This window comes from Castellaniella sp. (genome assembly GCF_041675725.1).
Lineage (GTDB): Bacteria > Pseudomonadota > Gammaproteobacteria > Burkholderiales > Burkholderiaceae_B > Castellaniella.
Genome location: NZ_JBAYTI010000075.1, coordinates 1 through 11,478, shown reverse-complemented (window position 1 = coordinate 11,478; position 11,478 = coordinate 1). Strand labels below are relative to the sequence as shown.

Here is an 11,478-nt window from a genome sequence, read left to right as displayed (position 1 = left end):
GTCGATAACGAACCATTTTGGGGCTTCGACCGTTTCGACCACATCCGGCGCTGGGTGGCCCGCCAGCCAGGCTAAGTGCGGCGGGCCTGCGCCTGCGGCGGGCCCCCGGTTCCGGCATCGTCCAGTGCCGCATCGTCCAGTGCCGCATCGTCTGGTGCCGTATCGCCCGGTACGGCATCATCGGGCAAAATTCCGGCGAGCCGGTGGACTTCGATGTCGACGTGCAGTGCGGCGGGATCCGGCATGTCGCTGCCCGCCTGGATGGACAGCTCCGAGAAGCGGCCGACCTTGCCGCACAGGCCTTGCTGCCCGGCCACCGCAGTCACCACCCGGTTGTAATGGCCGACGGCGGTGCCCAGGGTCTGGCCCAGTTTCTGCAACCGCTCGGCCACGCGCGCAACCTGGCGGTACAGGTCGCCCGCCATGTCGCTCAGGGCACGGGCCTGCTCGTTGCTGCGCGCCAGCATCCAGAGGCTCGCCACCGTGCGCAGGATCGGCATCAGCGTGGTGTGCGATACCAGCACCACGTTCTGGCGATACGCCCAATCGAACAAGGCCTTGTCATGGCGCAGCGCCTCGATGTAGGCGGGCTCCACCGGCATGAACATCAGCACGAAGCCCGGGCTGTGCAGGCCGATCAAGCGCGCATAGTCCTTGCCGGCCAGATCGGACACGTGCTGGCGCACCGCCTGCACGTGGGCCTCGAGGGCCTGGCTGCGGGCCTCTGGCGTATCGGCGGCCACCGCCTGCTCCCAGGCCACCAGTGAGACCTTGCTGTCGAGCACCATATGCTTGCCATCGGGCAGCAGCACCAGGAAATCCGGCAGGCGCCGCTGGCCGGCTTCATCGCGCAGGCTGGCCTGACTGCGATAGTGCTCGTCGCGCACCAGGCCCGCCACCTGCAGGCTGCGTTCGAGCTGCATTTCACCCCAGTGGCCGGCGGTTTTCTTGTCGCCACGCAACGCCGAGCTGAGCGCATGGGCCTCGGCGCTCATTTTCAGGCCCATGGCGCGCACGTGTTCGATCTCTCCGGAGAGGCGGGCCTGGCCGCGTACCGCCGCTTCGTGCACTTCGTTGATACGCTGGCGGAACTGCTCGACCTGTTCGCGAAAGGGTTGCAGCACATGGCTGAGCTCGCTGCGCCCCGATTCGGCGAAACGACGGGATTTTTCTTCGAGGACCTGATGCGCCAGGTGCTCGAATTCGGCCCGCAGGTGGGCGCGATCGGCCTCGAAGCCGGCTTGCATCCCCTGCAGCGCCGCCTGTTTTTCTTCGAGCTGGGCCCGCGCCCGCGCCAGCGCGAGCTCGGCCTGTTGCGCCTGATGGCGCCAGTACTCGATAGTCTGGACCTGCGCGTCGCACTGCCCCTGCAAGGCTTCGACGCGGCTCTGCAGCCCGGCCAGCTGCTCGAGACGCTGCCCGTCTTGGGCCGAGAGCCTGAAGCGCCACCGAAGGGCCCACCCGCCGGCGACCAGGACGAGCACCAGAAGGCCCGCGACGGCAATGGCCAGCGTATCGGGATTGAACGGGATCACAAACCTGGGCCCTGTACCTGCAACATCCATTATCATCGCACACCAGGGGCAGAATTGTCCGCGCGCAGGCGTGCGCGGATGACAATTGAGTACACTGGGACATCTGCCCGCCTCACTGCAGGCGTCTGTACGCTGTCTGGCGACAGCCTTCACCCCACGCGGGGGGCGTACCGGAGAACCCTCATGACCACACAGCAAGCCACCCTGGCCTTTCACGACGGCCGCCGCATCCCCCAGTTGGGCCTGGGCACCTGGAAACTCACCGGAGAGACGGCCGTGCCCGCCATACTGGCGGCGCTCGAAGCCGGCTACCGTGCCATCGACACCGCCTACATCTACTACAACGAAACCGAAGTCGGCCAAGCCATCGCGCGCAGTGGCATCCCACGCAACGAACTCTTCGTTACCACCAAAGTCTGGAACAACCGGCATGGGCACGACGAACCCAAGGCCGCGCTAGAAGAAAGCCTCGAACGCCTGGGCCTCGATGCCGTCGATCTCTTCCTGATCCACTGGCCCGTGCCCATGGAGCACCGCTACATCGAAACCTGGCAGGCCCTGATCCAGCTACGCGACGAAGGCCTGGCCAAATCCATCGGGGTGTGCAATTTCGAAATCGATCTTCTGCAAGAACTGCTCGACCAGACCGGCGTGCTGCCAGTGCTCAACCAGATCGAGCTGCACCCTTATTTCCAGCAAAAAGCGCTGCGCGCCTTTCATGCCGACCACGGCATCCTCACCCAGGCCTGGAGCCCGCTCGGGCATGGCAGCGTGCTGCAGGACCCCGTCTTTCTAGAACTCGCGCACCAGCTGCAGGCTACGCCCGCTCAGGTGATACTGGCCTGGCACCTGCAGTCTGGCCACCTGGCCGTCCCCAAGTCGGGCAATGCCCAGCGCATCCGCGAAAACTTCAACGTCTGGAACCTGCACCTGGACGACGACGCGATGGCGCGCATCGCAGCGCTGGACCGCGCCGATGGCCGCACCGGGGCCGACCCGATGCGGTTCCACCTGATGGAAGGCTAGGCCAGCAGTTGGCGCAGGGCGTACTGCAGGATGCCGCCATGGCGGTAATACGACGCCTCGGTGGGGGTATCGATGCGCACCAGGGCGTCGAACTCGACCGCACCCGCCTTGACATGCACCGTCTTGGGGTTGCCGCCATCGTTGAAGCCTTCGATACCGGTGATCTCGAAGGTTTCCTCGCCCGTGAGGCCCAGGCTGGCTGCGTTCTGGCCATCGGGAAACTGCAGCGGCAACACCCCCATGCCGATCAGGTTCGAGCGGTGGATGCGCTCGAAGGATTCGGCGATCACCGCCTTCACCCCCAGCAGGATCGTGCCCTTGGCCGCCCAGTCGCGTGACGACCCCGAGCCGTATTCCTTGCCGGCCAGGATCACCAGCGGGATGCCGGCTTTCTGGTAATTCTGCGAGGCATCGAAAATGGTGGCCACGGGTGCGCCCGCCTGGGTGAAGTCGCGCGTATAGCCGCCTTCGGTACCGGGGGCGATCTGGTTGCGCAGACGTACGTTGGCGAACGTGCCGCGGATCATGACCTCGTGGTTGCCGCGCCGCGACCCATACGAGTTGAAATCCCTGGGCTCGACCCCGTGCGCCTGAAGATACTGGGCCGCCGGGGAATCCTTGGCGATGGAGCCAGCCGGGCTGATGTGGTCGGTGGTGACCGAGTCGCCCAGCAGCGCCAGCACACGGGCGCCCGCAATGTTGCCCACAGGCTGGGGTTCGCGCGGCATGCCCTCGAAATAAGGCGGATTGCGCACGTAGGTGGAGGATTCGTCCCAGTGGAATATGCTGCCTTGCGGTGTTTCGAGGTCGTTCCAGATCGAGCCGCCGTCGAAGACGTTGGCATAGCCGCGCTTGAACATGTCGGCCGAAATGCAGGACTGGATGACCGACTGGATTTCTTCGGCCGTGGGCCAGATGTCGCGCATGTAGACATCCTGCCCGTTCGGGTCTTGCCCCAGCGGCTGGTTGAAGAGATCGAAATCCATGGTGCCGGCCAGCGCGTAGGCCACCACCAGCGGCGGCGACATCAGGTAATTGAGCTTGACCTCGGAGTGGATGCGCCCTTCGAAGTTGCGGTTGCCCGAGAGGACCGAGGCCACCGCCAGGTTGTTGGCCCCCACCGCCGCCGAGACTTCGGGGATCAGGGGCCCAGAATTACCGATGCAGGTGGTGCAGCCATAGCCCACCAAGTTGAAGCCGAGCTGATCCATGTACGTGTTCAGGCCCGCCTTTTCGTAGTAATCGGTGACCACGCGCGAGCCAGGCGCCAGGCTGGTCTTGACCCAGGGCTTGGTGCGCAGGCCGCGCTCGACCGCCCTCTTGGCGAGCAGGCCCGCCGCGATCATGACAGCCGGGTTGGACGTGTTGGTGCATGACGTGATGGCGGCGATGACCACCGCGCCGTGATCGATCTGGAAGGTTTGCCCATCGACCGTGGCCGTGGCCGGATTGGACGTGGGCGAACCCGGCAGAGCGGCCAGCGAGGTGGCCAGCGCCGATTTTGCATTGGACAGCGCGATGCGGTCTTGCGGGCGCTTGGGGCCGGCGATGGACGGTTCGACCGTGCCCAGGTCGAGCTCGAGACGCTCGGAATACTGCGGTTCGTGATCCGGATCATGCCACAGGCCCTGGGCCTTGGCATAGGTTTCGACCAGGGCCACCTGCTCTTCGGAGCGGCCGGTGAAGCGCAGGTAGCTTAGGGTTTCGTCGTCGATCGGGAAGATGGAAATGGTGGAACCGTACTCGGGGCTCATGTTGCCGATGGTGGCCCGATTGGCCAGCGGTACGGCGGCCACGCCGGGCCCGTAGAATTCGACGAACTTGCCCACCACGCCATGCTTGCGCAGCTGTTCGGTGATGGTCAGCACCAGGTCGGTGGCCGTGGTGCCTTCGGGCAGCGAACCATGCAGCTTGAAGCCCACCACCCGTGGAATGAGCATGGAGATGGGCTGGCCCAGCATGGCGGCCTCGGCCTCGATCCCGCCAACCCCCCAGGCCACCACCCCCAGGCCATTGACCATGGGGGTATGCGAGTCGGTACCCACGCAGGTGTCGGGATAGGCTTCGGTTACCCCATTCACCTGCCGGGTGAACACGCCGCGTGCCAGGTGTTCGAGGTTGACTTGGTGGACGATGCCGGTATCGGGCGGCACCACGCGGAAGTTGTCGAACCCGGTCTGGCCCCAGCGCAGGAACTTGTAGCGCTCGAGGTTGCGGCGGTATTCGATTTCCTGGTTGCGCTTGAAGGACGCGTTGTGGCCGAAATCATCGACGATCACCGAGTGGTCGATGACCAGTTCGACCGGCGCCAGCGGGTTGATGCGGGCGGCATCGCCCCCGAGGGTCTGCATGGCATCGCGCATCGCGGCCAGGTCGACCAGCGCCGGCACCCCCGTGAAGTCTTGCAGGATGACCCGGGCCGGGGTAAAGGCGATTTCGCGGTCTGGCTGTGCGCTGGGATCCCAGGCGGCCAGCGCGCGGATGTCGTCGGCCCGCACCGACTGGCCGTCTTCGGTGCGCAGCAGGTTTTCGAGCAGGATCTTGAGCCCGTACGGCAGATGGGAGGGATCCAGCCCCTGGGCCTTGAGGGCGTCGAGCTTCCAGATGCGGTAGGGCTTGCCCCCCACATCGAGTGTTGCCTGAGCGCCGAAACTATTGGGATGAGCCATCGCGTGTCCTCCTGGAGATTTTTGCCCTGTAAGGAATAAGGTCGGATGAGGCCATGTTACTACGCAATGCTTGCATGAATCTGACGAATCACCTGCCTGGCAATCTTGACATACGTCGTTCCAGCTTGCCATTTGCCCTGAATGATGCCTTCTGCTTTCACCGTCGATGGATCTACACTGCAGGAATCATTCTCATTCAACATATTTCCAGGGGACATGACCATGGCTTTTCCCGCATTCTTTGCGCAGGCGCCCCGCCTGACCGTCCATGACGGCCTGGCCCAGCTGCTCGGGGCATCGGACGATGGCACGATCGAGTACGGCTATGAAGACGCGGTTCGCCTGGCTGGGCACTCGTGCCCCACCGTCGCAGGGGCCTGGCTGATGACGGTGCGGGCCCTGCAGGCCCTGTATCCCGATGGCACGCCGCAGCGGGGCGAAATCGAGGTCCATTTTGCCGATGAGGCCACCAGCGGCGTCACGGGGGTGATCGCCAACGTGGTCTGCCTGATCACCGGCGCCACCACCGATACGGGTTTCAAAGGGCTTGCGGGCCGCCACGACCGGCGCCACCTGCTGCATTTCAATGCCGACATCCCAGGTGAAATCCTGTTCACCCGACGCGACACCGGCGCCGCCGTGGCGGTGTCCTTCAGCGCCCAGGCCGTGCCAGGCTCGCCGGCGGCCATGCCGCTGCTGCAAAAGATGCTCTCGGGCCAGGCCACCGACGACGAGAGCCTGCAGTTCGGAGAACTGTGGCAGGATCGGGTGCGGCGCATCCTTATGGCACCGGAACAAGCCGGCCTGATCAGCATCAGCCACCTGCAGGCGGCTTGAACCCCAAGCCTGAACGCCGGGCCTGAACCCCTGGCTTTCGCGAGCGGCTAAAATCCGCTCATGGAAACCTTCAATCAGACGCTGTTTCTTTGGGTCAACGCCAGCCAGCCCGGGCCGGGCGCCCTGTGGCTGGGTCGTTTCCTGGCCAACGGCCTGGTCTGGCTGTTCCCGCTGTATGTGGTGGCCAGCTGGCTGCGCGCCACGGCACCCGGGCGCGACGCCCTGTTGCAGGGCGTACTGGCCGCCTGCGTGGCCATGGGGCTCTCCTGGCTGATCGGGCAAGTGTGGTTTCATCCGCGTCCCTTCATGATCGGCTTGGGCATACAACATCTGCCGCACAAGCCGACCGCATCCTTTCCAAGCAACCACCTCAGCTTTATCTGGGCATTGTGCGCGGGCATGGCCCTGCACCCGGTCCGGCGCAGGGTGGCGGCCTGGCTGGCCCTGCTCGGTTTGATCGTGGCCTGGGCCCGGGTGTGGATGGGCATTCATTTTCCACTCGACATGGCCGGTGCCGCCGCCGTCGGCCTACTGGCCGCCACGATCACGGCGCCGCTGCGTACGCGCTGGGTACCCGCGATGCGCAGGCTCATGGAGCCCCTGTATCGCCGCCTCTTCGCCTGGCCCATCCAGCAGGGCTGGGTCAAAAGCTAAACCACACGGTCAGGCCGCACGCACCTGGCCCCAGCGGCCTGCCTGCCGTCCGGAGTCCGCATGAACGCTGCTGCATTGCCCGATATCCATCAACAGGCTGTCATCGACGACCATCTCGAACAGCTGCTCGCCCACGACCCCCGCCTCGTTCCGGTCAGCCGCGTGGCGGGCCCCCTGCAGCCGCGCATGCACGCGCCGGGTTTCGAAGGCCTGGCACGGGTCATCTGCGGCCAACAGCTGTCCGTCGCCAGCGCCGATGCCATCTGGCGGCGTTTCAAGGCGCGCGATGCCGCCGACAGCCCGCAGGCCTACCTGGCCCTGGGCGAGAAGGGGCTGGAAGGCGTCGGCCTGTCGCGCAGCAAGTTTCTGACCCTGCAGGGCGTGGCGCAGGCCATGGCCGCGGGCGAGCTGAATCTCGATGTCATAGCGCGCCAGTCCGCGGACCAGGCGCTGCAGGCCCTGACCCGCTACAAGGGGATTGGCCCCTGGACGGCCGAGATCTACCTGATGTTCTGCGCCGGCCACCCGGACGTCTTCCCCGCCGGCGACCTGGCGCTGCGCAAGGGGGTGGGCGATGCGCTGGGCCTGGATCCCGCCCCCGCCGTGGCGGAGCTGAGCCGCATCGCCCAAAGCTGGGCGCCTTGGCGCTCGGTGGCTGCACTGCTGTTCTGGCGCTATTATGGGGCCTTGCGGCGCAAGGAAGTGCTGCCGGTCTAGCCCGGCCTGTCCGCCATTCTCGATCGAAAACCATGTTCAATCTCGACGGACACACCGCCCTCGTCACGGGCTCATCCCGCGGCATCGGCTACGAAACAGCCAGAGCCCTGGCCCGGCAAGGCGCCCAGGTCATCATCCATGGCCGCCGTGCAGACTCGGTAAACCAGGCGGTCGCCACACTGCAGGCCGAAGGTCTCCGGGCGCTGCCGCTGGTCTTCGACATCGAAGATCTGCCGGCCACCCTGGGCGCGGTCGACCAGGCGCTGGCCCAGACCGGCCCGATCGACATCCTGTTCGCCAATGCCGCAGTTCAGCACCGCGAGCCGCTGGTGTCCTTTCCACAGCACGAATTCGAGCGCATCCTCTTTGCCAACCTGACCGCCCAATGGGCCTTGGGCCGGCATCTGGCAACGCACATGATCGCGCGCAAATATGGCCGCATCATCTTTACCGGGTCCATCACGGGCCTGCAGGGCAAGCGCGAAATCACGGCATACACCGCTGCCAAGGCCGCCTTGCACGGTTTGGTGCGGCAATGGACGGCCGAGCTGGGCCCCCACGGCATCACCGTCAATGCCATCGCCCCCGGGTACATCCAGACCGAGTTCACGCAGGCGCTGGTCGACGACACGGCCTTCGGCCAATGGCTGGCCAGCCGTTCACCATCGGCCGGCTGGGGCACCCCCGGCGACATCGCGTCCACGGCCGTCTATCTGGCCGCACGCGAATCCGGTTTTGTCAGTGGCCAGGTGATTGCGGTCGATGGCGGCCTGACCGCCACCCTGATGTAGCCATGCGGCGGCGTGCTCAGGCGCGGCACAGGATCTCGCCATGCACGATGGACATCCACCCGTCTTCGGCCGCCATCCACCGACGCCAGGCATCCGAGATCCGTTGCAGGCCGGCCTGGCTCGCCAGGCCCTGTTCAAGCAGCTGCGCTGCGATCCGGGACTGCAGGATGCGGTCGGCCCACATGCCGCCCCACCATGCGCGGGCCTCGGGGGTGGCCAGGCACCACGTGCTGGAACTGCATTCAATCTGGCTGAACCCCGCCTGCCGCGCCCAGTGCAGCAGAAAACGCCCCGCATCGGGTTCGCCGCCATTGGCGCGCGCAGCCTGCCGATACCCGCTCAGCCAGTCATCGAGCTCTGGCAGCAGCGGATACCAGATGAAACCGGCATAGTCGGCGTCCCGGGCGGCAACGAGGCCACCTGGCCGGCAGACGCGCTTCATCTCGCGCAAGGCCTGGACGGGATCGGCGACGTGCTGCAGGACCTGATGGGCGTGCACGATGTCAAAGCTGTGGTCGGGAAAATCGAGGGCGTGCACGTCGCCCACGACGCACCGCACGTGGCCCTGCCCCTGGCGCATGACCTCGGCCTGTGTGAGCGCCCGGGATTCTTCGGTGAGTTCGAGCGCCACGACGTCGCCGGGTGCCACGCGGGCGGCCAGATCAGCGGTGATGGTGCCCGCCCCGGACCCCACGTCCAGCAGGCGCAGGCCAGGTCGGAGTTCGGCCGCCAGATAGGCGGCCGAGTTTTCGACCGTTCGATTGTTGTGCGACCGCAGCACCGAGCTGTGATAGCCATGCGTATACGTTGCACCGCCCTGCGGATCACCCACGGTTCACCCTTGGTTGCAAGAGGGGCTTCAGATGATGGACCCGGCCGATGCCGCGCCCCCATCCACGGTGACGATGGTGCCAGCCGTATACGCGGACCGCCCCGAAGCCAGGAAGACGATCAGATCGGCCACTTCTTCTACGGACGCCGCCCGGCCCAGCGGCATGCTGGCCTTGAGCTCGGCCGCGCGCTCGGCGTTACCCAGGCTCTTGGCGGCACGCCCACGCAGAATGCGTTCGATGCGGTCGGTGGCCACGGGCCCCGGGTTGACGCCCAGAACGCGTACGCCGTCCTTCAGGCCGCGCCCGCCCACGGATCGCGTAAAGGCCATCAGGGCCGCATTGCCCGTGCAGCCGGCGACGTAATCGAAGTCGAAATTTTCGCCGCCGCTGCCGATGTTGTTGATGATGACCCCGCCGCCGCGCGCGCGCATCAGCCCATAGAAGGCCCGGGTCATGTCGATGTAGCCCATGACCTTGAGCTCCCAGCCTTCGCGCCAGCGCTGCGCATCCACCTCGAACAGATCGCCCCCGGGGATCACGCCGGCGTTGTTCACCAGGATGTCCGTATCCGGTGCCTGGGCCGCCACGCGATCGACGGCGCCCGGTGCCGTCAGGTCTTCAGCCAGGATCCCGACCGGCACGCCAAAACGCTGCCGGAGATCCTCCGCCAGCTGCTGCAGTTTATCTTCAGAGCGGGCCACCAGCGTCAGGGATGCCCCTTCGCGCGCGAACGCTTCGGCGATCCCTGCGCCAATACCCTGCGATGCCCCTGTGATGAGCACGCGCCGACCAGCAAGCTGCAAATCCATGATGTCCTCCTTCGTGGTCCAGACCGGGCGGCGGCAGGCGCCCCTGATGAGCCGCCTGCCAACCCGCTGCGCAAGAGGTGCGGCCACGCACCCCACCGTAGTTTACTTCCAGAGCTTGCAGCGCGACTCTTCCTTGGTCGTGAAGACTTCTTCGCCCGGCATGACCGCCACGGTCGACACGTAGTCCCAGGGCTCCGTCGACTCGCTGGGCGACTTCACCTGGACCAGATACATGTTGTGGACATAGCGGCCGTCGTCACGTACGTAGCCTTCGCCGTAGAAATCCTTGAGCGGCGTCTTGCGGAACCACTCGCGAATCTGGTCGGCGTCGGTCGTGCCCAACTCTTGCGCGGCCTTCAGCCACTGCATGGTGGCGGAGTAGTTGGCCGCCTGGATGTCGGTGGGCATGCGCTGGGTCTTCTCGTAGAAGCGGCGGCCGAACTCGCGCGCTTCGTCGCTCACGCTCCAGTCCCAGCTGGTCGTGAACAGCAGGCCCTGCGCATCCTCCAGGCCCATGCTGTGCACATCGATCAGGAACAGCATCAGGCTGGCCACTTTCATGGACTGGTCGATGCCGAACTCGTGCGACACTTTGAGGGCGTTGATCATGTCGGCCCCGCCGTTGGCGATCCCCAGGATCTCGGCCCCGGAGCTCTGGGCCTGCAACAAGAAGGATGAGAAGTCCAGCGCCCCGAGCGGGTGCTTGACGGTCCCGACCACCTTGCCGCCGTTGGCCTCGATCACGCTCCGGGCGTCATTGACCAGCGCCTCGCCAAAGGCGTAATCGGCCGCCAGGAAATACCAGTCTTTGTAGCCTTCCTTGATCAGCGCGTTGGCGGTGCCCTTGGCCAGGGCGACCGTATCCCACGCGTAGTGAATGGTATAGGGCGAGCACTGTTCGTTGGTCAGCGCCGAGGTCCCCGGGCCATTGGCGATCATCAGCCGCTTTTTTTCTTCGGCGATCTTGGACATGGCCAGCGCCGCGGCCGAGTTGGTCCCGGCGATCAGCATGTCGAGATCTTCGGTATCCATCCATTCGCGTGCCCGCGAGGCCGCAATGTCGGCCTTGTTCTGATGATCCTCGCTCAGCAGCACGATGGGCTTGCCATTGAGCGTACCGCCAAAGTCGTCGATGGCCATCTGGATGGCAATCGCACCATCCTTGCCGTCCAGAGCGGCATAGGCGCTGCTCATGTCCGTCAGGTGGCCGATTCGAACCTTGTCCTGCGCCGCGTGCGAAGGAAGGGCCGCTAAAGAAAGAATACCCGCCATGCCCAGCAATGCGGACACTTTGCAAAGATTGAGCTTCATAATGTCTCCGTCACTCGTTTAAATTCGTCAGTGGTCCAGATTTGACGTCTGCATGCCTGGCCCCCATGGCCCTGCATGCCTTGCATCCGAATACGTACGGTGCTGATGTCGATTGGTTTCAGTCGGGCACCTCCTTGGTTACGTGGATATTGATTTCATGGCTCGCGCGCTGACCCGGATGGCGTCGACCGATTCGGGGTTGACCAGCGTGCTGAGATCGCCGGCATCCAGATCGAGCAAGGCGGCGCGCACGACCCGACGCATGATTTTCATGTTGCGCGTGCGCGGCAGGTCGG

10 protein-coding genes are annotated in these 11,478 nt (G+C 65.4%); 5 read left to right on the top strand and 5 right to left on the bottom strand.

What is annotated here, in order from left to right; all coding sequences use genetic code 11:
* Positions 1-71: 71 nt before the first annotated feature.
* Entirely contained in the window at positions 72-1,535 is a 1,464-nt protein-coding gene (locus WCZ84_RS12340; protein ID WP_372686578.1) for a DNA recombination protein RmuC, read from the bottom strand.
* A 183-nt stretch (positions 1,536-1,718) separates the two neighbouring features.
* Between WCZ84_RS12340 and WCZ84_RS12335 the strand changes: the two genes are divergently transcribed.
* Positions 1,719-2,561 (top strand): aldo/keto reductase, encoded by an 843-nt coding sequence (locus WCZ84_RS12335; protein WP_372686577.1) that lies wholly within the window; start codon positions 1,719-1,721, stop codon positions 2,559-2,561.
* Here WCZ84_RS12335 and acnA read toward each other — a convergent pair.
* Positions 2,558-5,230 (bottom strand): aconitate hydratase AcnA, encoded by a 2,673-nt coding sequence (acnA, locus tag WCZ84_RS12330; RefSeq protein WP_372686576.1) that lies wholly within the window; start codon positions 5,228-5,230, stop codon positions 2,558-2,560. The two genes, WCZ84_RS12335 and acnA, sit on opposite strands and share 4 nt — an antisense overlap.
* Before the next feature lie 222 nt (positions 5,231-5,452).
* Here acnA and WCZ84_RS12325 point away from each other — a divergent pair, with 222 nt between their 5' ends.
* From WCZ84_RS12325 to WCZ84_RS12310, 4 genes are read left to right on the top strand one after another with little or no spacing between them, the layout of a single operon-like run.
* Complete coding sequence (locus tag WCZ84_RS12325) at positions 5,453-6,067, top strand: FmdE family protein (protein ID WP_372686575.1); 615 nt, start codon at positions 5,453-5,455, stop codon at positions 6,065-6,067.
* 60 nt (positions 6,068-6,127) lie between these two features.
* A complete protein-coding gene (locus tag WCZ84_RS12320; RefSeq protein WP_372686574.1) occupies positions 6,128-6,721 on the top strand; it encodes an undecaprenyl-diphosphatase in 594 nt (197 codons plus the stop codon).
* A 60-nt stretch (positions 6,722-6,781) separates the two neighbouring features.
* The gene (locus tag WCZ84_RS12315) at positions 6,782-7,438 is read left to right on the top strand and encodes a DNA-3-methyladenine glycosylase (protein WP_372686573.1); all 657 of its coding nucleotides are present in this window, start codon (positions 6,782-6,784) and stop codon (positions 7,436-7,438) included.
* A gap of 32 nt (positions 7,439-7,470) precedes the next feature.
* Positions 7,471-8,229, top strand: a complete 759-nt coding sequence (locus tag WCZ84_RS12310) for an SDR family NAD(P)-dependent oxidoreductase (protein ID WP_372686572.1) — start codon at positions 7,471-7,473, stop codon at positions 8,227-8,229.
* Between the two features lie 16 nt (positions 8,230-8,245).
* Here the strand turns inward: WCZ84_RS12310 and WCZ84_RS12305 are convergent, their stop codons facing one another.
* The 3 genes from WCZ84_RS12305 to WCZ84_RS12295 form a co-directional block, all read right to left on the bottom strand.
* Positions 8,246-9,061 (bottom strand): methyltransferase domain-containing protein, encoded by an 816-nt coding sequence (locus WCZ84_RS12305; protein WP_372686571.1) that lies wholly within the window; start codon positions 9,059-9,061, stop codon positions 8,246-8,248.
* Between the two features lie 27 nt (positions 9,062-9,088).
* Positions 9,089-9,871: an SDR family oxidoreductase gene (locus WCZ84_RS12300; RefSeq protein ID WP_372686570.1), complete on the bottom strand. Its 783-nt coding sequence runs from the start codon at positions 9,869-9,871 to the stop codon at positions 9,089-9,091.
* A 102-nt stretch (positions 9,872-9,973) separates the two neighbouring features.
* Positions 9,974-11,182 (bottom strand): ABC transporter substrate-binding protein, encoded by a 1,209-nt coding sequence (locus WCZ84_RS12295; RefSeq protein WP_372686569.1) that lies wholly within the window; start codon positions 11,180-11,182, stop codon positions 9,974-9,976.
* Positions 11,183-11,478 lie beyond the last annotated feature (296 nt).